The organism is Bradyrhizobium sp. MOS002 (genome assembly GCF_003020115.1).
Classification (GTDB): domain Bacteria; phylum Pseudomonadota; class Alphaproteobacteria; order Rhizobiales; family Xanthobacteraceae; genus Bradyrhizobium.
Genome location: NZ_PYFX01000003.1, coordinates 767,319 through 787,188, shown reverse-complemented (window position 1 = coordinate 787,188; position 19,870 = coordinate 767,319). Strand labels below are relative to the sequence as shown.

At 64.6% G+C, this 19,870-nt stretch carries 20 protein-coding genes and 1 riboswitch; of the genes, 5 read left to right on the top strand and 15 right to left on the bottom strand.

The window, feature by feature from the left end; all coding sequences use genetic code 11:
- Nucleotides 1-168: 168 nt before the first annotated feature.
- Both aroC and C7G41_RS12415 read left to right on the top strand, forming a co-directional pair.
- The gene (aroC, locus tag C7G41_RS12420; protein WP_106942950.1) at nucleotides 169-1,257 is read left to right on the top strand and encodes a chorismate synthase; all 1,089 of its coding nucleotides are present in this window, start codon (nucleotides 169-171) and stop codon (nucleotides 1,255-1,257) included.
- A gap of 68 nt (nucleotides 1,258-1,325) precedes the next feature.
- Nucleotides 1,326-2,516 (top strand): adenylate/guanylate cyclase domain-containing protein, encoded by a 1,191-nt coding sequence (locus C7G41_RS12415; RefSeq protein WP_106942813.1) that lies wholly within the window; start codon nucleotides 1,326-1,328, stop codon nucleotides 2,514-2,516.
- 44 nt (nucleotides 2,517-2,560) lie between these two features.
- On the opposite strand, the gene C7G41_RS12410 is transcribed toward C7G41_RS12415, so the two are convergent.
- The 7 genes from C7G41_RS12410 to C7G41_RS12375 form a co-directional block, all read right to left on the bottom strand.
- A complete protein-coding gene (locus tag C7G41_RS12410) occupies nucleotides 2,561-3,730 on the bottom strand; it encodes a sensor histidine kinase (protein ID WP_106942812.1) in 1,170 nt (389 codons plus the stop codon).
- Nucleotides 3,731-3,791: 61 nt separating this feature from the next.
- Complete coding sequence (locus tag C7G41_RS12405) at nucleotides 3,792-4,073, bottom strand: hypothetical protein (RefSeq protein WP_306768033.1); 282 nt, start codon at nucleotides 4,071-4,073, stop codon at nucleotides 3,792-3,794.
- A 654-nt stretch (nucleotides 4,074-4,727) separates the two neighbouring features.
- Complete coding sequence (gene clpS, locus C7G41_RS12395) at nucleotides 4,728-5,033, bottom strand: ATP-dependent Clp protease adapter ClpS (RefSeq protein ID WP_007594672.1); 306 nt, start codon at nucleotides 5,031-5,033, stop codon at nucleotides 4,728-4,730.
- A 43-nt stretch (nucleotides 5,034-5,076) separates the two neighbouring features.
- Nucleotides 5,077-5,418 carry a DUF190 domain-containing protein gene (locus C7G41_RS12390; RefSeq protein WP_106942810.1) on the bottom strand — a complete coding sequence of 114 codons (342 nt, stop codon included), beginning with the start codon at nucleotides 5,416-5,418 and terminating at the stop codon, nucleotides 5,077-5,079.
- 2 nt (nucleotides 5,419-5,420) lie between these two features.
- Entirely contained in the window at nucleotides 5,421-5,849 is a 429-nt protein-coding gene (crcB, locus tag C7G41_RS12385; RefSeq protein ID WP_106942809.1) for a fluoride efflux transporter CrcB, read from the bottom strand.
- Nucleotides 5,850-5,855: 6 nt separating this feature from the next.
- Entirely contained in the window at nucleotides 5,856-6,254 is a 399-nt protein-coding gene (gene crcB, locus C7G41_RS12380) for a fluoride efflux transporter CrcB (protein ID WP_199198341.1), read from the bottom strand.
- Between the two features lie 10 nt (nucleotides 6,255-6,264).
- On the bottom strand, nucleotides 6,265-7,476 hold the full coding sequence (locus C7G41_RS12375) for an MFS transporter (protein ID WP_106942807.1): 1,212 nt from the start codon (nucleotides 7,474-7,476) through the stop codon (nucleotides 6,265-6,267).
- Between the two features lie 114 nt (nucleotides 7,477-7,590).
- A riboswitch (Fluoride riboswitch) is annotated at nucleotides 7,591-7,668 on the bottom strand.
- Between the two features lie 282 nt (nucleotides 7,669-7,950).
- Here C7G41_RS12375 and C7G41_RS12370 point away from each other — a divergent pair.
- The 3 genes from C7G41_RS12370 to C7G41_RS12360 all read left to right on the top strand — a co-directional run bounded on the left by C7G41_RS12370 (nucleotide 7,951) and on the right by C7G41_RS12360 (nucleotide 10,493).
- Nucleotides 7,951-8,835 carry a DUF1194 domain-containing protein gene (locus tag C7G41_RS12370; protein ID WP_106942806.1) on the top strand — a complete coding sequence of 295 codons (885 nt, stop codon included), beginning with the start codon at nucleotides 7,951-7,953 and terminating at the stop codon, nucleotides 8,833-8,835.
- Nucleotides 8,836-9,010: 175 nt separating this feature from the next.
- Entirely contained in the window at nucleotides 9,011-9,643 is a 633-nt protein-coding gene (locus C7G41_RS12365) for a hypothetical protein (protein ID WP_106942805.1), read from the top strand.
- A 247-nt stretch (nucleotides 9,644-9,890) separates the two neighbouring features.
- A complete protein-coding gene (locus tag C7G41_RS12360) occupies nucleotides 9,891-10,493 on the top strand; it encodes a hypothetical protein (RefSeq protein ID WP_106942804.1) in 603 nt (200 codons plus the stop codon).
- A 6-nt stretch (nucleotides 10,494-10,499) separates the two neighbouring features.
- Here C7G41_RS12360 and C7G41_RS12355 read toward each other — a convergent pair whose 3' ends face one another.
- The 8 genes from C7G41_RS12355 to C7G41_RS12320 form a co-directional block, all read right to left on the bottom strand.
- Nucleotides 10,500-11,582 (bottom strand): Tat pathway signal protein, encoded by a 1,083-nt coding sequence (locus tag C7G41_RS12355; RefSeq protein ID WP_199198340.1) that lies wholly within the window; start codon nucleotides 11,580-11,582, stop codon nucleotides 10,500-10,502.
- 85 nt (nucleotides 11,583-11,667) lie between these two features.
- Nucleotides 11,668-12,915, bottom strand: a complete 1,248-nt coding sequence (locus C7G41_RS12350) for a class I SAM-dependent RNA methyltransferase (protein ID WP_106942802.1) — start codon at nucleotides 12,913-12,915, stop codon at nucleotides 11,668-11,670.
- Entirely contained in the window at nucleotides 12,908-13,642 is a 735-nt protein-coding gene (locus C7G41_RS12345) for a TlyA family RNA methyltransferase (RefSeq protein ID WP_199198325.1), read from the bottom strand. Before C7G41_RS12345 ends, C7G41_RS12350 begins: the two co-directional genes overlap by 8 nt.
- Nucleotides 13,643-13,669: 27 nt before the next feature.
- The gene (locus C7G41_RS12340) at nucleotides 13,670-14,224 is read right to left on the bottom strand and encodes a nucleoside 2-deoxyribosyltransferase (RefSeq protein ID WP_106942800.1); all 555 of its coding nucleotides are present in this window, start codon (nucleotides 14,222-14,224) and stop codon (nucleotides 13,670-13,672) included.
- 33 nt (nucleotides 14,225-14,257) lie between these two features.
- Nucleotides 14,258-16,186, bottom strand: a complete 1,929-nt coding sequence (gene dxs, locus C7G41_RS12335; RefSeq protein ID WP_027568725.1) for a 1-deoxy-D-xylulose-5-phosphate synthase — start codon at nucleotides 16,184-16,186, stop codon at nucleotides 14,258-14,260.
- Between the two features lie 600 nt (nucleotides 16,187-16,786).
- Complete coding sequence (locus tag C7G41_RS12330) at nucleotides 16,787-17,038, bottom strand: exodeoxyribonuclease VII small subunit (RefSeq protein ID WP_106942799.1); 252 nt, start codon at nucleotides 17,036-17,038, stop codon at nucleotides 16,787-16,789.
- Between the two features lie 73 nt (nucleotides 17,039-17,111).
- Nucleotides 17,112-18,041: a histone deacetylase family protein gene (locus C7G41_RS12325; protein WP_106942798.1), complete on the bottom strand. Its 930-nt coding sequence runs from the start codon at nucleotides 18,039-18,041 to the stop codon at nucleotides 17,112-17,114.
- Nucleotides 18,042-18,175: 134 nt separating this feature from the next.
- A complete protein-coding gene (locus C7G41_RS12320) occupies nucleotides 18,176-19,834 on the bottom strand; it encodes a bifunctional UDP-sugar hydrolase/5'-nucleotidase (RefSeq protein ID WP_106942797.1) in 1,659 nt (552 codons plus the stop codon).
- Between the last annotated feature and the right edge of the window lie 36 nt (nucleotides 19,835-19,870).

Here is a 19,870-nt window from a genome sequence, read left to right as displayed (position 1 = left end):
AAAGGGCGAACCCGGAATCTCGAGATTCTCAGGTGCGCAATTGCGCACCCCAGTTCGATGCTTTGCATCGCCCCGGAATGACGGAACTAGGGTTGAACCCAACGCTCCTCGGCGCTACGACGTTGGCCAACGTCTGTGCAAAACGTCAACGCCAAGCGGCAGTCCGGCATGTCCTTCAACACCTTCGGCCACATGTTCCGCGTCACGACCTTCGGCGAGAGCCATGGGGTGGCGATCGGCTGCGTGGTCGACGGCTGCCCGCCGATGATTCCGCTCGTCGAGGCCGACATCCAGGGTGATCTTGATCGCCGCCGGCCCGGCCAGTCGCGCTTCACGACCCAGCGTCAGGAGGCGGACCAGGTCAAGATCCTCTCCGGCGTGATGGCGCATCCGGAGACCGGCGTGCAGGTGACGACGGGCACGCCGATCGGGCTCCTGATCGAGAACACTGACCAGCGCTCGAAGGACTATTCCGAGATCAAGGACAAGTTTCGCCCCGGTCATGCCGACTTCACCTATGAAGCGAAGTACGGCCTGCGCGACTATCGCGGTGGCGGCCGCTCCTCGGCGCGCGAGACCGCGACGCGCGTTGCCGCCGGCGCGATCGCGCGAAAGGTGCTGCCCGACGTGAAGGTGCGCGGCGCGCTGGTGCAGATGGGGCCGCACAAGATCGACCGCGCGAAGTGGGACTGGGACGAGATTGCGAAAAACCCGTTCTTCTGTCCCGACAAGGACAAGGCCGCGTTCTTCGAGACCTATCTCGACGGCATCCGCAAGAGCGGCTCCTCGATCGGCGCTGTGATCGAGGTCGTCGCCGAAGGTGTGCCGGCGGGCCTCGGCGCGCCGATCTACGCCAAGCTCGACGCCGAGCTCGCCGCCGCAATGATGAGCATCAATGCGGTGAAAGGCGTCGAGATCGGCGCCGGCTTCGGCGCGGCCGAACTCACCGGCGAAGAGAACGCCGACGAGATGCGCACCGGCAATGACGGCACGCGTTTTCTGTCCAACCACGCCGGCGGCGTGCTGGGCGGCATCTCCACCGGACAGCCGGTGGTGGTGCGTTTCGCAGTGAAGCCGACCTCGTCGATCCTGCAGCCGCGTCTCACCGTCGATCGCAACGGCGCCGACACCGAGATCATGACCAAGGGGCGCCACGATCCCTGCGTCGGCATCCGTGCCGTCCCCGTCGGCGAAGCCATGATGGCCTGTGTGCTTGCGGATCATTTCCTGCGCGACCGCGGTCAGGTCGGGCGCTAGCGCTTGTGCCGCGCTACTAGCCCACCGCGCAGCTTGACGATCCCACAACTTCGTCGGCAAATGCGGGCATGGAAAGCTCCGAGCTCCAGCGCATCGCCAACTGGCTGATCGACGGCGCGAGGTCGTCAGGGACCCCGGCGGAGATGATCGCAGACGTCTGCGAACATCTGGTCGAAGCCGGCTTGCCGTTGTGGCGGTTCGGCATCTTCATCCGCACGCTGCATCCTGAGATCTTCGGCCGCAACTTCATCTGGCGGCAGGGCGAGAAGGTCGAAATCGGCACCGTCGATTTCGAGATCCTGGACACGCCCGAATTCGCCCAGAGCCCGCTTCGGATCGTGTTCGAGCAGGGGGTCGAGGTCAGGGGCCGCGTCGACGATCCCGACAGCGAGCGATTTCCGTTCATCAACGACATGCGGGCCGAAGGAGCGACCGACTATATCGCGGTGCCGATGCCGTTTCTCGACGGCTCGGTCCATGCGACGAGCTGGGTGACACGGCATCCCGGTGGCTTCAGCGACAACCAGATCGCTGCGATCCGCTCCATCGTGACGCCGCTCGCGCGTGTTGCCGAGATCATCAGCCTGCGCCGCACCGCCGAGATGCTGCTCGACACCTATGTCGGCAATCGTGCCGGCGCGCGCATCCTTGGCGGCCAGATCCGCCGCGGCCATAACGACACCATGCAGGCCGCGATCTGGCTCTCAGACCTGCGCGGCTTCACCGCGCTGTCGGACCGGCTGCCGGCCGAGACCGTGGTCGAGATCCTCAACCATTATTTCGACTGCCAGGTCACCGCGATCCGCGGCCATGGTGGCGAGGTGCTGAAATTCATGGGCGACGGCCTGCTCGCGGTGTTCCCGATCGACGAATATGTCGGCGATGCCGCGCATGTCTGCACGCGCGTGCTGGAGGCAGCGCGCGAATCCCGCGCCAGCGTCGAGGCGCTCGCGTATCCTGTCGGCGACGTCATCGAGCGCTTCCGCTTCGGCGTGGCGCTCCACGTCGGCAACATCCTCTACGGCAATATCGGCGGCGGCAATCGCCTCGACTTCACCTGCATCGGCCCCGCCGTGAACCTTGCCGCCAGGCTCGAGAAGATCACGGGTCGCCTGGGGCGGACCGTCGTGGCCTCGGAAGGCTTCGCCAATGTCTGCCGCAACGACTGGCACGAGCTCGGTGAATTCCCGATCGCGGGATTTTCCAAGGCGCAGCGCGTGTACGGGCTCGCGGAGGAGACGCCGGTGGTGATGGCCTGAGGTCGTCCTCGGAAGTCCGCCGCCACCAACCCGGTAAGCAGAATTCAGGTGTTCGACGCCATCACCGACTTCAGCGGGACATCCAGCTGATAGACAAATCCGGACGGTTCATAGGCCAGCCGCACTTGTCCGTTCAGTTGCTGGCCGAGCGACTCGATCATCCGGGTGCCGTAGCTCCGTCGTGTCGGCGGCGCCACCACAGGGCCGCCGCTTTCGCTCCACTTCAGGCGCAGCCTTTGCTCGATTTCGTCCACCGTCCATGCGATCTCGACATGCCCGGAGGAATTGGACAGTGCGCCGAATTTCGTCGTGTTGGTGCAGAGCTCGTTGAACGTCATCGCGAGCGCTATCACGGCACCGGATGTGATCCTGAGGTCCGGCCCATTGAAATGGAATCGTCTGCCCCCCTTGACGTCGTAAGGATCGGTGGCGCCGCTCAGGGTGTGAGTGAGGCTCGCATTCGACCAGCTGACCTGTATCAACAGGTCGTGGGCGCGCCCCAACGCCAGCAAGCGGCCATCCATGGCTTTTTGGCCTTGCTCGAGATTGATCGCGGCCCGGAAGCTCTGGGCTGCGATTGCGCTCACAGTCGCAAGCGTGTTCTTGATGCGGTGATGCAGCTCTCCGAGGATGAGCTTTTGCAACTTGTCGGCAGCCTCGCGCTCGTGAGCTTCGATGCCGGCTTGAGCGAGCAGGGCCTTGGCGTCGGTGTCGGCCTGTTCCAGCAACAGGCGCAGATTGTCGTTCTCCGCTACCAGAACCGATTCCTGTGGCGATCGAGCAACCTCAGGATTTTCTCCAGGATCCGTCGTTGTGTTCGGAAGGATTTTTAGCGCGCCCGCTCCGATCATCGTCTGCAACTGCGAGATCATTTCGTCGACGGCGAGCGGCTTGCGAAAGAAGCGGCTGTCCGCCGGCCTTTCGGCTTCAGACGGCTTTACGTGGCCGGAAACCAGCACGATCTTGATGGCAGGCCAGCGATTGTGCACGGCGTGGGCCAGCTTCAAGCCGTCCATGGTCCCGGGCATCTGGATGTCGCTGAAAAGAAGCGAGATGTCTGACCGCGATTCGAGGATCGAGATTGCTTCGTCGGCGTTGACGGCCTGCACGGGGCAGTATCCTGCATCCTCCACGATATCGACCGCGCGCATGCGCAATATCATCTCGTCTTCGACGACGAGAACGTTCGGCAAGGAGGTTGGGGGCGTTGACATCTGTGCACGACACTTTCCTGGATCATCCGACAAGCTCGGCCGGCGCTTTGCGGTTGTTGGTCTAGCGGCGCGCGGTGACCAAACGAGCTTCATGAACCCTGACATCGGATTCACCTCGGCGCAGACACGATGCTTCGAAGTCGGGCCAGACCTGGCCCAGGCAATTCCTGGCTACCGGGTGGCTCGCCAGCCGGTCGGCCTTCGCCAAAGCAACGGTTTCGCGCGCTTTCACTTGCGGAGCAAAACCGGGCAACGCAATTGCAGCACCTCCCAGGAGCGCGAAGATCGCCAGGGTCGTCAGAGATTTGCCCGTCAGGGATTTGGCTGTCAGGGATCTCATCATGGGGGGCTGCTTTGCTGTTGGCTGCTCCCGCTGCGTTCGGGGAACGCTATCTCAACAATCAAAACAAGATATCGTTCACCACGTACAACTTATATTTGAGTTCGGTTTGCCTGCAATACCGCACCAGCGCTCAACTGGCACTGCTGCCTTCGGCCTCCGCTCCGTCGGCAGGCCAATGCTGCATTCGCGACTAGCGCGGCGCCTTCAGGCCTGGCGAACTGAGCCAATCATGAATGTGCGAGGCCGTTTCGCTCAATCGCGCCGCTTTGAGCAGCGCTTCCCTCGGAGCGCCGGGCGGAGCAATCTCGGCGCGACGGCGGGCCTCGGCTGCCAATTGGGCAAGGCGATTGCTCAGCGGGATGGTTCTCTTGGTGGTGTCTTGCACTGGACGCTCCGCGTTGGGCGGGAGCGCAAAGACTCTCTCAGTCACCGATGGATGCCGTGATGGGCCGGTGATGGCTCAGCATGCGCCTGTTGACGGCCAATAGATACTTTATTCGGCAGAGCAGATTCGACGCTGAAATCGAAAGAGGGCGCCAAAAGCGCTAATCCGGGCCGATCACATCCCAAACGATCAAGTTCAAAGCGGAATTCGACGAATTCCCGATCGCGGGCTTCTTGAGGCGTCGCGCGCCGCCAGCCGGACCGGTGCCATTATTCCTCCGGCTCCGTCGTGAACAGCAGCGGATAGCCCTTGGTGCGGCCGGCGTCGGTGGCGCGGGTGGCCTTGGTCTCTGCGACGTCTTTGGTGAACACGGCGACCACGCAGGCGCCGAGCTTGTGGGCGGTGATCATCACCTTGTAGGCCTGATCCTCGGTCATGCGGAATTCGGCCTTGAGGATCATCGTGACGAATTCGCGGGGCGTGAAGTCGTCGTTGATCAGGATGACCTTATGCAGCTTCGGCCGCTCGACCTTGGTCTTCGTCCTGGTTTTCGGTTTGGCAACAGTGTCGTTCATTCCGCCTCCCGGATATGGCGGGCTCGGGTTCCTGCCGGCGCGCTCAGCGCGCGGCCTTCTCACCATATTGCAAGACCTGCACCCTCTCCAAGGTGATCAGGCCGCTCGACATCATGCCATCCAGGATGGGCAGGAATGCGTTGATGTTGTCCTCGCTGTCGACGATCTCGATCAGCAGCGGCAGGTCTTCCGAGAGCCGCAGGATTTTGGAGGTGTGGAGCCGGCTCGACTTGCCGAAGCCCATGGGGCCACGCAGCACGGTGGCGCCGGCCAGATGCCGTTCGCGTGCCGTCATCACGATCGCCTCATAGAGCGGCTTGCCGTCGAAATGGTCGCTCTCGCCAATGAAGATCCGGAGCGAAACTGCCTGATTGGGGATTTGCATGGTCAGCTCCTTCTCAAGCGGTTGGTGCTGCTGGCTATGATATGGCCTGCCCATACCGATGCCAGCCAGCAAATGACGGACGCGGCGATATAGGCGAGCGCCGTATATTTCATGCCGCTGTGGAACAGGCGGAAGGCCTCCAGGCTGAAGGTCGAAAACGTCGTGTAGCCGCCGCAGAACCCGGTCATGACGAACTGCCGGTGCTCGGGCCGCGCCAGCACGCGGCCGTCGGGCCCGGTCAGCGTCGCGTAGAAGCCGATGATCAGCGAGCCGGTGGCGTTGATGAACAGCGTCGCGACGGGGAAGCCGGGACCCGTGTCGAGCGCAAGCCCGACCAGATAGCGCGTCAGCCCGCCGACGATGCTGCCGGCGGCAACCCAGGCATAGAGCGTCGCGGTGCGCCAGCGATCCGCAGAGGAGGGGGACTTCATCTGTCTCTAGCCTCCCAGAGTGTCCGCCAGGAGGAAGCCGCAACTGACGGCCGCGAGGCACAGCCCGACCGAGACCGCGACATTCCCGAGCGCGCGGATCGGCTCGCCGTTGCGCGCCAGCATCAGCGTTTGCAGGCTGAACGAGGACACCGTTGTGTAGCAACCAAGAAAGCCGGTTACCGCGAACAGCCATGGATTGGGCGCGGCGAAGGCCGAGCCAGGATGGGTCGCCAATGCGCCAAAAATGCCGATCAGGAAGGCGCCGGTGACGTTGATGGTCACGGTGCCCCACGGAAACGTCTCGCCCAGCCGCCGCGCGATCGCGCCGGAGATGGAATAGCGCGCACAGCCGCCGAGCACGCTGCCAATCATGATCGCAAGCACTCCGCTCAGCACGGCGAACAGCCCCCCGTCATCATCTCTCCTCCGTTGCCAGCCCGTTGCCGACGGCGAATAGCCCCACGAGCGCGACCAGGGCGAATCCGAGCCCGGCCAGGAATGTGCCGGCCGGACCGTTGCTATCCCACAGCGCGCCGGCGATTACGCTTGCGGCCAGCATGGCAAGGCCGGTGAACAGGTTGAAATAGCCGAACGCGGTGCCGCGCAGGCTCGGTGGCGCTGCGTCGGCGACGAGGGCCGAGAGCAGGCCTTGCGTCAATCCCATATGCAGTCCCCACAGCACGACGCCGAGGGCGAGGCCCCCAAGGTTTGGCAGCAGCGCGAGCGCGAGATCGGCGCCGGCAAGGAAGACGAGGCCGAGCGCGAGCAGGCCGGTGCGGTTGATCCGGTCCGAGAGCACGCCGGCCGGATAGGCCGACAACGCATAGACGATGTTCATCAGCACCAGCACGGCTGGCACCCACATGGCATTGAGCCCGATGTTCTGCGCGCGTAGGATCAGAAAGGCTTCGCTGAAGCGCGCCAGCGTAAACACGACGCCAACCGCGACCACGCGCCAGTACACGGATCCAAGCTGGCGCATCGCGGCCATGTTTAGCGGATTCTTCGACGGCTCCCGGTCTGGGTCAGGCTCCGGCTCGCTCACTGCGAACGCGATCAGTCCGAACGACAGGAACGCCGGCAGCACCGCAACCCAGAACACCGCCGTAAAATTGTCCGCCGTCCACCACATCAGGCCGATCGCCATGAGTGGCCCGACGAACGCACCGATGGTGTCGAGCGACTGCCGCAGGCCGAAGCTCGCGCCGCGCAGGCCGATGGGTGCGATATCGGCGATCAGTGCATCGCGCGGCGCGCCGCGAATCCCCTTGCCGACGCGGTCGATGAAGCGCGCGGCAACCAGCCATCCGACGCTGGGGGCAAGCGGGAACAGCGGTTTTGTCAGCGCGGCGAGCCCGTAGCCGAGCGCGGCGAGCAATTTGCGCCGGCCGAGCCAGTCGGACAACGCGCCGGAGAAGATTTTCGTGATCGAGGCGGTCGCCTCGGCAATGCCCTCGATGAAGCCGACGGTGAGCGTGGAGGCGCCGAGCACGGTGACGAGATAGACCGGCAGCAACGCGTGGACCATCTCGGAAGAGACGTCCATCAGCATCGAGACGAAACCGAGCACCCAGATCCCCCTGGGCAGCCCCGCACGTGCAACATTCGGTGTCGTCGTCGTCGTCACGTCGAGTACTTCTCCTTGACCTCTCTCTGGCCTTCGCGTCTAGGCAACAAAAAACCCGCCAGCGGCGGGTTTGTCCATGCTCCCGCCGAAGGCAAAGGCTTAGAAATTGCCCCTCCTCAAGCAGGAGTCATCAGCCCACTACGGTCACAAGCCGCCGGGCGGTTGTCGGGGGACTCCATCCCCATCTGTGACGCCAGCCTAGCATGGAAATCGCCCCGGACAAGTGGGCGAGGGTGCGCTGTCCAGTGGCCCGTCATTCCGGCAGCGCACTGCGCATGACAGTGCCAACAATCGCGCAGCCCAGCGGCGCGAGCGCGGCAACATGGCGGCAGCTTTGCGCAATGCTGCGCAATTCCCTAACTGGCAAATCCCTAACCGGCAAATCCCTAACCGGAATGTGAAGCGCAAGCGATCTTCGGACTTTGCGGCAAGGCGATTGCATGTCACCATCGCGTCATACGACGGGAGGCTGCGATGCGCTTGCTGTTCTCGATCGGGGCTGTGCTGGTGGCCGGCATGTTTGCCGGAGGGGACGTCGCGGGCATCGCGGCACCAGGCCCCAGGTTTGAGTCGCCCAGACTCGACTTGCTGAAAAATCAGCCGCAGCGGCAAGCCGCCGACAGGGACGCGCAGACGGTCGATGTCGAGCTGATCCTCGCTGTCGACGTCTCCTACTCCATGGACATGGACGAGCTCGCGATCCAGCGTGAAGGTTATGCGCAGGCGATCCAGTCGAAGGAATTTCTGCAGGCGCTGAAACTGGGCCCGAACGGCCGGATCGCGGTGACCTATTTCGAGTGGGCCGCCTCGACCGACCAGAAGATCATCATTCCCTGGCGGCTGGTCGACGGACCGGAGACCGCTGATGCCGTCGCCGCCGAAATCTTGAAGACGCCGATTCGGCGTGCATCGCGCACCTCGATCTCCGGCGCGATCACCTTCGCGATGCCGCTGTTCGATGAGGATCCCTATCGGGGGCTGCGCCGTGTGATCGACATTTCCGGCGACGGTCCCAACAACAATGGCGCTCCGGTCGCGGTGGCGCGCGACGCGGCGATCGAGAAGGGGATCGTCATCAACGGCCTGCCGATCATGGTCAAGGAGCCCTCCTATTCGACCATGGATATCGACAATCTCGATCTCTACTATGAGGATTGCGTCATCGGCGGCCCCGGTTCCTTCGTCATCACGATCAAGGACCGCGACAAGTTCAAGGAAGCCATCCGCACCAAGCTCTTGATGGAGGTTGCAGGCCGTATGCCGGAGCGCCCCGTGATGCGGGTTGCGGATAAGGACAAGGAGCCGCGTGTGAACTGCATGATCGGCGAGAAGATCTGGTCGGACCGCTGGGGTCGCTGAGCGCTGCAGCCGGACGAGACCTTTTGCCCTGTTTGCCTGCGATGGAATCTTAACCATGCGTTAATTGTTGCGTGGCCCTAATCGGCTGTTTCCAATTGTTTGCGGATAATGTTCTGACGTTCCTGTCGGGGCGCGAACCAAGCGGGCCTGTCAGACAAATCCGCCGAGCAATCCAATGGCCATCGTCACATCGAGCACCAGCCAGATTTCTCCCGCTCTCGAGCGGGTGTATCACCAGAGCTCCCTGCTCGGTGAGTGGAAAGGCAATTGGGCTGGCAACAACCAGCCCGTCAGCTTCAAGGTCGTGAACATCCGCGGTGCCCGGGCGCAGGTCGAGTACACCCATAACGGGCGCACGGAGCGCGGTTTTGGCGAGGTTGCCGGTTCGCTTCTCACCTTCGGCACGGTCACGGTCGGCACCAAGGACGGCAAGAGTCTGGTGCTGTTGTCATCTGCAGGCGCGGGCAAGCAGACCGCGACTCTCGAGAAGCAGGCGCCGCCGGCCTCCGACAGCCGCCTGATGGGAAGCTGGGGCGGCTATTCCAGCGACAATGGCAAGAGCGCGAGCTTCAAGGTGCTCGCTGTCAACGGCAACGAAGCGCAGGTCAGCGTTACCACCGACGGCGTTACCCGTCAGGGCACCGGCACCGTGTACAAGAACGTCATCATGTTCGGGCAGGCGCAGATTGCGACCGACGACGGGCAGAATGGCAAGATCATCTATCAGGTCCGCAACAAGTCCTTCGTGGTGCCCGTGACGAAATATCCGCCCGCGGATACATCGTCCTCGGTGGACAGGACGGCATAGCGCCTCGTCGTCGTTTGCCGCGGCATGATGTCAGCGCCGCCACGGTACTGCAATCGAACGCATCGGCTACTTGGCGGCGAGCGGTGGCAGCGGCGGAACGCTCTGGGCCTTCTTGTCACCGTGGGGAACCGTGCAAGACCTCGGCAACGCATGCGGGAGTTGATCGAAACGACGCTCCGGGCCGGCTCCACTGGCATTCGGGGCATCCGTCGCGTATAATTTCCGCACTTCCTTGACGGTCAACCGAATGTCCAGCCTCACAGATTCACACGCCCTCGCAATTCTCTTTACCGTGCTTTGCCTCGGCGGAGCATCGGCTCATGCGCAAGTGGCGCCCGTGAGGTATTGGATCCCGGGCGGTCCTTTCGGTTGGGGTGGCAGTGTGGGCCAGAGTGCGGATGCCTCAGGCAACTTTCCAGGCTTCAAGGCCGGCGATGCCGACGGAAGCTACAGTTTTCGTCCCGGTTTCTTTGTCGGAAGCGAGCGCGGCAGTCTCGGTTTGAACGGTTTCAGCCAGAGCGGGCCAGTCGGCAGTTTCAGCGCGCTCTCTTATGATGGCACGCAATTTGGTTACAACACCAAGACCGCGGGCGGCATGCCCGTCACGTTCTTTGCCGGTTTCGACACACTGAAATACGGCGGCGGCATTGGCAGCTCGATTGCGCCGCTCACCTCCAGCGCCTCGCCCGGCTACGGCGCATTTGCGGGCGTCGAGTTCAAGCCGACCTCCAACCTCAGCCTGTCGTTCGGCGCCGGCTTCACCCAGCAGCAATCCGGGCGCATGGACAGCGACATCAACTCGTCGATGCTGCCCGGCGAGTCGCCGGCCCTGGGCGGCCTTCGGCGCTAGACTGCATCATCCGCGCATCACCAGCTCCGGGCCGCGCCTCAACGATTTCGGCAAATCCGGCCCGGCTCCGAACCGGATCACAATGTCGGGACGCCGCTCGCCGAGTCCGAGTGAGGCTGCGAATTGCGACCTCAGTGTCGGCACCTCGACCGGCTGGTTGACGAAGGAATATTTCAGCCCCAGTGCGGTCGCCTGCAAACCGAACCGCTGGCAAGCGCGCCCGACCGCGATCCACTGCGACGTGTCGCTCCGGTCGGCGGCAAGCACGAGGATCCCCGCAGAGCTGTCGAGCTCGTCGCGGTACTTTCTGTTCTCGCCTTGCTCGGTGAAGACGAGCCTCAGCAGCGGCCGCGCGACCCATGCGGGCAGTGATGGGCTGCCCGACGCGCGCGAGAACAGCCCGTCCATGGACGCGACCGCATCCGCCTCGTTGAAGCGCATCCAGCTCACGAGTTCGCTCATGAAAGCCTTGTCGCGCATTTGTGCGGAATTGCCTTCGAGCACATAGTCGGTGACCCCAGCGATGGCTGCGCGATCGGTCAGCAGGATTGCCGAGACGTTCGGCTCGCGACAGGCGTCCTCGAGCTGGCGCAACATCTCGGGCGCGATCGGTTTGCCGTCGAATGCCGCGCGGGTGCATTGCCTGACGGGAATTGCGGCCGCCAGCGCCGACGCGGCCGGCGGAGCTTGGTCGAGTGCGATCACGATCCGGTCGCCGTCGACCGTCTGGCTTGCGCGCCAGCCCAGCGTTGCCGCCGCAAGCGCGAGATTTTCGGCGGCGCAGCCGAGGCTGACGAAGAGGTGGTGATCGTCCGGGTCGACCGCGGGACAGCGGCGTGCGACGTCGGGCCTGATCACGATTGCATTGTCATGGGCGGAAAAAATCCAGGGCTGCGTGTTGTGGCTGTTGGCCGCGAGTGTCGCAAAACGCACGAGCTCGCGATCTCTCGGGGTCGATCGCAGCGGCGCCCGTGCCGCCTGCACCGCGTCCTCATAGCTCCCGGTCGAGGCCTGCGCGGGACTGGCCGTGAGCGCCGCCGCGGAAAGGCCGAACGTATTGGTCATGAATTGTCGTCGGTCGATCGCCATCATCCGCTCCGCGGCCATTCCGTGCGTGCTTAGCGCATCGGCAGAGCCGGTCGGTTGACCGGCGTCAAGGTCGGGAGAGACGCGGTTACCTCACAAACCGCGCCACCAGCTCGACATGCGGCGTATGCCGGAACTGGTCGACCGGCACCACGGCATCCATCTTGTAGCCGCCATCGATCAGCAGCCGCGCGTCGCGGGCAAATGTCGCGACGTTGCAGGAGACCGCGACCACCACAGGCACCTTGCTCGCGGCGAGCTTCAAGGCCTGTGCCTGCGCGCCCTGGCGCGGCGGGTCGAACACGATTGCGTCGAAATCGCGCAGCTCCGGCGCCACCAAGGGACGGCGGAACAGATCGCGCGGTTCGGCCTTGATCGGCTTGAGCCCCGGCGTGCGCGCGGCTTTTTCGAGCGCTGCAATGGCGCCGGCGTCGTTGTCATGGGCGGTGACGCGCGCCTTCTCGGCAAGCCGCAACGCAAACGGCCCGACGCCGCAGAAGAGATCGAGAACGTTCCTGGCCTTGCCGATGCGCTCGGCGACCAGCGACGCAAGCGTCTCCTCGCCCGCGACGGTCGCCTGCAAGAACGAGCCCGGCGGCAGCGTCACCTCGGCGCGGCCCATCTGCAGGGTCGGCGGCAGGCGTTGCAGCACCAGTTCGCCGTGCCGTGTCAGCCGCGCCAGGCGGTGCTGCTCGGCGACGCGCGAGAGCGCCGTCACGAGCGGCGTTGGCAGCGGGCCGGAGCCGCGCACGTCGATGTCGAGACCGTTGGCGGTCGCGGTGACCTGGATGTCCAGCGGTTTCGTCACAGGCATTTTGGACGTCAGCAGCTCGGCAAGCGCCCAACCGGCATCGAGCGCGCCCGCGAGCCCGGGATCGAGGATCGGGCAGCGATCGATCGGGATGACGTCGTGCGAGCTGGCAGCCGAGAAGCCGACCTTGAGGATGTCATGGGTGCCGAACCGGCCGTGCAGCGTGATGCGCCTGCGCCCCGCACCGTGGGCGTCAACCAACGACGCCACCTCGCAGGCGATGCCGGCCTGGGCCAGGGTCTCGACCACGATGCCGCGCTTCCAGGCGTGATACGGTTCAGCCGCCCAGTGCTGGATCGCGCAGCCGCCACAGACGCCGAAATGCGGACAGAACGGCGCAACGCGCTCGGGGCTGGCGACATCCACCGCCAGCAACTTGCGGCGGTCAGGATGATTGCCGACGACGCGATCGACCTCGACGGTCTCGCCGCCGAGCGTGTAGGGCACATAGATGGCATCGCCGACGTCGAGCGAGACGCCGTCGCCGCGATGGCCGACGTGATCGATCTTGACGCGCTCAACCACGGCGCGCGCCCAGGAAGAATTCGATATTGCCGTCCCCGCCGGTGATCGCCGACGGGAACACCTCGATATCGGTGCATCCGAGCGAGGCCGCAAAGGCGGCGATGTCGTCGCAGATCTCGCGGTGCACGGCGGCGTCGCGGATGATGCCCTTCTTGTTGTGCTTCCGGTCCGCCTCGAATTGCGGCTTGATCAGCGCCAGCAGGCTCATCGGCGCGGCCGCCAGCGACAGCGCCACGGGCAGCACCGTCTTGAGCGAGATGAAGCTGACGTCGATCACGACGACATCGGGCCGCGCCGGCAGGCGCTTGCCGTCATAGGCGCGGATGTCGGTCTCTTCCATCGACACGATCTTGGATTGACCGCGCAGCGAGGGATGCAGCTGGCTGGTGCCGACATCGACGGCAAAGACGAGGCTCGCGCCGTTCGCCAGCAGCACCTCGGTGAATCCGCCGGTGGAAGCGCCGACGTCGAGGCAGACATGGTCCTCGATCTCGATCGGGTAGCGCTCCAGCGCGCCGGCGAGCTTGACGCCGCCGCGGGAGACGTAGGGGTGCGCGGGCTCGGCCTGGATCACGGCGTCCTCGGCGATGGTCTCCGACGGCTTTGCGACCTGCTTGTCGTCGGCCGTGACGAGCCCGGCCTCGATCGCCGCGCGCGCCCGCGCCCGGCTCTCGAACAGGCCGCGCTCGACCAGCAGAACATCCGCGCGCTTGCGGGCAGGGGACATAATCTCTCCGAAAGACGCCTGAGGCGCTTATGTAGCGATCAATCGCGCGGCCGCCATCCGGACGCAAGCCTCGAACGCGGCCAGATCGTGCCAGACGTCGATCGGCATCTGCGCCGGCGTCACCATCGGGCAGCCATGCAGCTCCAGCGCGTGGATCATCATGAGATTGTCGACGAGGCCAAAATCCTCGACCGTCAGCCCCTGCGCGTCGACCAGCCGCCCGTTCTCGGACGTCACGTCCATGAAGCGACTGAGGCGGTCGGCATAGGCGGCGCCGTCATTGGAATAAGCGAGGCAAAACTTGCGGCGGCCGGCCATGTAGCCGAGCTCGTAGACGGTGCCGGGATCGGCGCCGGCGCCGCGGAACGGCGTGAGGTTGGCGATGATCGCATCGGCCGCGTCCATCATCGCCTCGTTGCCGCAGAAGATCTGCCGGGAGGTGTCGGGAGCGGCGAGGTCGATGTCGTTGTCGAGGGGATAGAGGCCGGTGAGGCCGTGCGCGGCGCAGATCGCGGCCTTCCGCCGGCCGATCTCGACCGCATCTGGCAGGAACACGTCGGGGCCTGCCAGATAGATTTTCATCAGAGCTGCTTCGCGGAAGGTCGAAGCTCGCTGTCAGGCGAGCTTGACCGTCTCGGCCTTGACGTCCTTGCCGAGCGCCTCGAACACCTTAGCGACGATGCCCTTGGCGTCGAGACCGGCACGACCGTACATCGCCGCCGGGGTGTCGTGGTCCTGGAACACGTCGGGCAGCACCATGGTGCGGAACCGCACCAGACCGCTGTCGAGCGCGCCCTGGTCGCTCAGGTACTGCGCGACATGCGAGCCGAAACCGCCGACCGAGCCTTCCTCGATGGTGATGAGGATCTCGTGGTCGCGCGCGAGCTTGAGCACCAGCTCGGTGTCCAGCGGCTTCATGAAGCGCGCATCCGCGATCGTGGTCGAAAGGCCGTGGGCTGCGAGCTCGTCGGCGGCCTTCTCGCATTCGGCGAGGCGCGTGCCGAAGGAGAGCAGGGCGATCTTGCTGCCCTGGCGGACGATGCGGCCCTTGCCGATCTCGAGCGGAATGCCGACTTCGGGCATCTCGATGCCGCGGCCTTCGCCGCGCGGATAGCGCAGCGAGCTCGGACGATCGTTGATCGCGACCTGGGTCGCAACCATGTGCACCAGTTCGGCCTCATCGGCCGCGGCCATGATCACCATGTTCGGCAGACAGCCGAGATAGGCGTTGTCGAACGAGCCGGCATGGGTGGCGCCGTCGGCGCCGACGAGGCCGGCGCGGTCGATGGCGAAGCGCACGGGCAGGCTCTGGATCGCGACGTCATGCACGATCTGGTCGTAGCCGCGCTGCAGGAAGGTCGAGTAGATCGCGCAGAACGGCTTGTAGCCTTCGGTGGCGAGACCGGCGGCGAACGTCACTGCGTGCTGCTCGGCAATGCCGACGTCGAAGGTGCGGTCCGGGAACGCCTTGTTGAAGATGTCGACGCCGGTGCCGGACGGCATCGCCGCGGTGATGGCGACGATCTTGTCGTCCTTCTCCGCTTCCTTTACGAGGCTCTGGCCGAACACGTTCTGATAGGCCGGCGCGTTCGGCTTGGACTTGGCCTGGGTGCCGGTCGCGACGTCGAACTTGACGACCGCGTGGTACTTGTCGGCGGAGGCTTCCGCCGGGCCGTAGCCCTTGCCCTTCTGCGTCACGACGTGAACCAGGATCGGGCCGGTCTCCATGTCGCGCACGTTCTTCAGCACGGGCAGGAGATGGTCGAGGTTATGGCCGTCGATCGGGCCGACGTAGTAGAAGCCGAGCTCCTCGAACAGCGTGCCGCCGTCCATCATGAAGCCGCGGGAATATTCCTCGACGCGGTTGGCGCGGCTGGCGATGATCTTGGGCAGGCGCTTGTTGATCTGCTTGGCCGCATCGCGCAGCGTGCGATAGGTCTTGCCCGAGTAGAGCCGCGACAGATAGGCGCTCATCGCACCGACCGGCGGCGCGATCGACATGTCGTTGTCGTTGAGGATGACGATCAGGCGCGAGTTCATCGCACCCGCATTGTTCATGGCCTCATAGGCCATGCCCGCCGACATCGCGCCGTCACCGATCACGGCGATAACGTTGTTCTTGCCGCCGGCGAGGTCGCGCGCGACCGCCATGCCGAGGCCGGCGGAGATCGAGGTCGAGGAATGCGCGGCGCCGAACGGATCGTAATCGCTCTCGCTGCGCTTGGTGAAGCCGGACAGGCCGCCGCCGGTGCGCAGCGTGCGGATGCGATCGCGGCGGCCGGTGAGGATCTTGTGCGGATAGGCCTGGTGGCCGACGTCCCAGATCAGCCGGTCGCGCGGGGTGTCGAAGACGTAATGGATCGCAGTGGTGAGCTCGACCACACCGAGGCCTGCGCCGAAGTGACCGCCGGTCACCGAGACGGCATCGATGGTCTCCTGACGCAGCTCGTCGGCGACCTGGCGAACCTGCTCGACCTTGAGCTTGCGCAGGTCGTCCGGCGTCCGGATGGTGTCGAGAAGCGGCGTTTTACTATATGCGTTCACGGCGATTTCCAATTTGTCAGCGCCGGAAGATCGTTCCGGTGCGCGATGGGTTTGCTCAATATCGGCGCAGCGCGAGTCCTTAAACCGTCGGAGCCACCTGCATGGGGCAAAGCCCCGTCTTCAAGCTTAGGTGAGCCTAAATGCTCTCCGGTTCAGTCTCTGTGATCCCTGTCACTTCTATTGGCTTCGTCCATCCCAGCCAATTCATCAGCAGTTTGAAGCGCTTGTCGTCGGTAATCAGTGCCCACGCAAGGCTTACAAAAAGCCACACTCCGCGCAGCTTTACACCAAAGCTTGGGCCAAAGCCAACCCGCTGGGCCGATTACCGGCAAGCACCTGCAACCCGCGGGCCAGAGTGGTTAATCCTGGCGCCCGCGGACGGGTTCCAAGCTTGCCCGGTTCCTCGGCAGGTTTTTGGCGGCTGAAGAAGCTATTTTACACGGGATTCAAGAGGGCGAGCGGCCCTCCTGAGGAAGTTCCGTGATCTCCAGAGCGCCGGTTCCCTGGATCAAAAGCAGCAGCATTGGCCCCGAGGCGGCGTGCGATCATGAAAAATTGCGGGCGGCCGATGCGTGAGATGGGCGGCTTTGAAGGCGGCCCTTACTGGACGTCGAGCGGCGCGGTGCCGGTGGCTTGGCCGTTGGCATCGGTGGTGATCTTGTCGACGCGCGCCTCGGCCTGGCGCAGCAACTCCTCGCAGCGGCGCTTCAGGGCCTCGCCGCGCTCGTAGATCGTCACGGATTCCTCGAGCGGCACCTTGCCGTCCTCGAGCCGCTTCACGATCGTTTCGAGCTCCTCGATGGCGCGTTCAAAGGTCAGCCTGGAGACGTCGATTTGGGTATTTTCGGCCATATAAGTTTCCGATTGCCCGATTCGCTTCACGTCGGAGAAAGCAAAGTTTTGCGGGCGCAATGTGGCGGGTGCGTCAGGCGCCCATCAGGGCGCCGACATGCGCCGTAACAGATTCTTTCAGTCCTTGCAGGTCGTAGCCGCCTTCGAGCACAGAAACAACGCGCCCCCCGGCGGTCTTGTCGGCGAGGTCCATCAGCTTGCGCGTCACCCAGGCATAATCCTCCGCGCGCAAATTCAGCGACGCCAGCGGATCGCGATAATGCGCGTCGAAGCCGGCAGAGATGACGAGCAGCTCCGGGCTGAATTTTTCGAGCTGCGGCAGGATCAAATTCTCGAACGCGACGCGGAATTCCGGCCCGCCGTCCTCGGAGGCGAGCGGCGCGTTGACGATGGTGTCGTGGTCGCCGCGCTCGCCCTTGGCACCGGTGCCCGGAAACAGCGGCATCTGGTGCGTCGAGCAGTACATCACGGTCGGGTCCGACCAGAAGATGTCCTGCGTGCCGTTGCCGTGATGCACGTCGAAATCGACGATGGCCGCGCGCGTGATGCCGTATTTGCGCTGCGCGTGGCGCGCGGCGATGGCGACGTTGTCGAAGAAGCAGAAGCCCATCGGCTTGCCGATCTCGGCGTGGTGGCCGGGCGGGCGCACCGCGACGAAGGCGTTGCGATGCTCGCCCGCCATCACGGCTTCGGTCGCTGCGACCGCGCCGCCGACGCCGCGCATCACCGCTTCCCACGTGCCCGGCGACATCGAGGTGTCGCCATCGATATAGACCAGTCCGCTGGTCGGCGCGATGTGGCGCAGCTCGGTGACGTAGTGCTCGTTGTGGCAGAGCGTGACGAGGTCGAGATCGCCCTCCGGCGCCTGGTCGCGCACCAGGAACTGGAAGCGCTCATGCGACAGCGCCTCCTCCACCGCGCGCAGGCGGTCCGGCCTTTCGGGGTGTCCGGGCGGCGTGACGTGGTCGAGGCAGGCCTTGTGGGAGAGGAGAAGCGTACTCATCAGTCGGCCTCATGGGATGCGGGCTCTCGACGTCGCTTGGCGCATCCGGCGCCAAAACGCAAATGCAAAACCCAATCTATGCGTTCCCCCGGGAATGGCAAAGGGTGGTCCCGAACCGGTCCGTTTGATCCGGATCAATTCACGCGGAGAATGCGGCTCAGCGGCAGCGGCCCGATCGGTCCGTGCGCCCTGAAGAACGCGAACAGCGCGTCGGCGTCGTAGCCGCCATATTGCAGCCCCGTGCCCTGTTTGACGACCGTAAAGCCGTCGCCACCGACTGCGAGGTAATCGTTGAGGGTGACGCGGTAGCCGCTTCCGGCTTCGATCGGTCTGCCGTTGAGCATCATCTTCTCGTCGATCACGCGCTCGCCGAATGGCTTCGCCGCATCCCAGGCGTAACTGAACCCGTTCGAGACCTGGAGAATCCGCGGCCGCTTCGGATCGAGCCATTGCTGCTCCAGCATGTCCTTGAGCTGGCCGCCCGTGAGCGTCATGGTGACGAGCCGGTTGCGGAACGGCTGGCTGGCGAAAACGTCGCCGAAGGTGATCGCGCCGTTCTCCTTTGGAACGATGTCGGTGCGGATGCCGCCGGGATTGGTGAGCGCGATGACGGCGCCGCCGTCCTTGGCGTCCCTGGTCGCGGCGAGCTGCGCGTCCGCGATGACGTCGCCGAGCGCGCTTTCGCCGGCCTCGTTCGGCACGCGTGACAACGTCTGCGTCACCGATCCGGCCGGGCGATTGGCGATCGGCGCCGAGAGCTTGTCATAGGCATCGATCAGTGCGGTCTGCTCGGGATCCTTTGGCAGCGAGGCATTGGCGACGAGGACGTTCTCGGCCCTGGCGCCGACGACGTCGCGCGTTGCCGGATCGAGCTTGAGGTCGATCGCGGTGACCAGCGTACCGTATTTGTCGCCGCTGGTGACGAGCCGCCCGTCGACGTGGCAAACATAAGCACGATGAGTGTGGCCGCTGACGACCACGTCGACGGCGCGATCGAATTTTTTCACGATGTCGACGATCGGCCCCGTGATGGCAGGGCATTCGTTGTAGTCGCCGGCCGGCTCGCCGCCCTGGTGGATCAGCACCACGATCGCCTCGACCCCGCGTGCCTTCAGCTGCGGCACCAGCGCGTTCACCGTCTCGGCTTCGTCGCGGAATTCGAGGCCGGTGATGCCTGATGGCGAGACGATGCCCGCGGTGTCCTTCAAGGTCAGCCCGATGAAGGCGATGGGGATGCCCTCGAATTCCCTGATCTCGTAAGGCGGCAACACGCTCTTGCCCGTCGTCGTCTCGATGGTGGACGCCGCGAGATAGCGGAATTTGGCGCCTAGGAAGGGATGCGGCCCCTGACAGCCGTCGACCGGATGACAGCCTCCGTTCTGCATCCGCAGGAGCTCGGTCTTGCCCTCGTCGAATTCGTGATTGCCGACCGAACTGATCGCGAGCCCCATCATCGAGAGCGATTCGATCGAAGGCTCGTCGTGGAACATCGCCGACAGGAACGGGCTCGCGCCGATCAGGTCGCCGGCGGCGACGAAGATCGTGTTCTTGTGTCCTTCGCGCAGCTGCTTCACCAGTGTCGCCATGTATTCGGCACCGCCGGCCGCCACCATCACCTTCCTGGACTTGTCCTCGGGATCGCTGATCCGGATGCCGCCCGGCGGCGGGCGAAGATTGCCGTGGAAATCGTTGATCGCGAGGATGCGCAGCTCGACGGGTGCGGCGGTTTGGGCGGACGCGGGCAGGGCGGCGAGCGCGAGCGAAAAGACGGTCAGGCGGAGGACATGTCGCATGGAACCAGACTAGTCGTTCGGCACGAAGATTTCACG

Coding starts and splice junctions, on each gene's coding strand:
- aroC (WP_106942950.1), top strand. CDS start 169: ATGTCCTTCAACACCTTCGGCCACATGTTCCGCGTCACGACCTTCGGC.
- C7G41_RS12415 (WP_106942813.1), top strand. CDS start 1,326: ATGGAAAGCTCCGAGCTCCAGCGCATCGCCAACTGGCTGATCGACGGC.
- C7G41_RS12410 (WP_106942812.1), bottom strand. CDS start 3,730: ATGTCAACGCCCCCAACCTCCTTGCCGAACGTTCTCGTCGTCGAAGAC.
- C7G41_RS12405 (WP_306768033.1), bottom strand. CDS start 4,073: ATGATGAGATCCCTGACAGCCAAATCCCTGACGGGCAAATCTCTGACG.
- clpS (WP_007594672.1), bottom strand. CDS start 5,033: ATGAACGACACTGTTGCCAAACCGAAAACCAGGACGAAGACCAAGGTC.
- C7G41_RS12390 (WP_106942810.1), bottom strand. CDS start 5,418: ATGCAAATCCCCAATCAGGCAGTTTCGCTCCGGATCTTCATTGGCGAG.
- crcB (WP_106942809.1), bottom strand. CDS start 5,849: ATGAAGTCCCCCTCCTCTGCGGATCGCTGGCGCACCGCGACGCTCTAT.
- C7G41_RS12370 (WP_106942806.1), top strand. CDS start 7,951: ATGCGCTTGCTGTTCTCGATCGGGGCTGTGCTGGTGGCCGGCATGTTT.
- C7G41_RS12365 (WP_106942805.1), top strand. CDS start 9,011: ATGGCCATCGTCACATCGAGCACCAGCCAGATTTCTCCCGCTCTCGAG.
- C7G41_RS12360 (WP_106942804.1), top strand. CDS start 9,891: ATGTCCAGCCTCACAGATTCACACGCCCTCGCAATTCTCTTTACCGTG.
- C7G41_RS12355 (WP_199198340.1), bottom strand. CDS start 11,582: ATGGCGATCGACCGACGACAATTCATGACCAATACGTTCGGCCTTTCC.
- C7G41_RS12345 (WP_199198325.1), bottom strand. CDS start 13,642: ATGTCCCCTGCCCGCAAGCGCGCGGATGTTCTGCTGGTCGAGCGCGGC.
- C7G41_RS12340 (WP_106942800.1), bottom strand. CDS start 14,224: ATGAAAATCTATCTGGCAGGCCCCGACGTGTTCCTGCCAGATGCGGTC.
- C7G41_RS12330 (WP_106942799.1), bottom strand. CDS start 17,038: ATGGCCGAAAATACCCAAATCGACGTCTCCAGGCTGACCTTTGAACGC.
- C7G41_RS12325 (WP_106942798.1), bottom strand. CDS start 18,041: ATGAGTACGCTTCTCCTCTCCCACAAGGCCTGCCTCGACCACGTCACG.
- C7G41_RS12320 (WP_106942797.1), bottom strand. CDS start 19,834: ATGCGACATGTCCTCCGCCTGACCGTCTTTTCGCTCGCGCTCGCCGCC.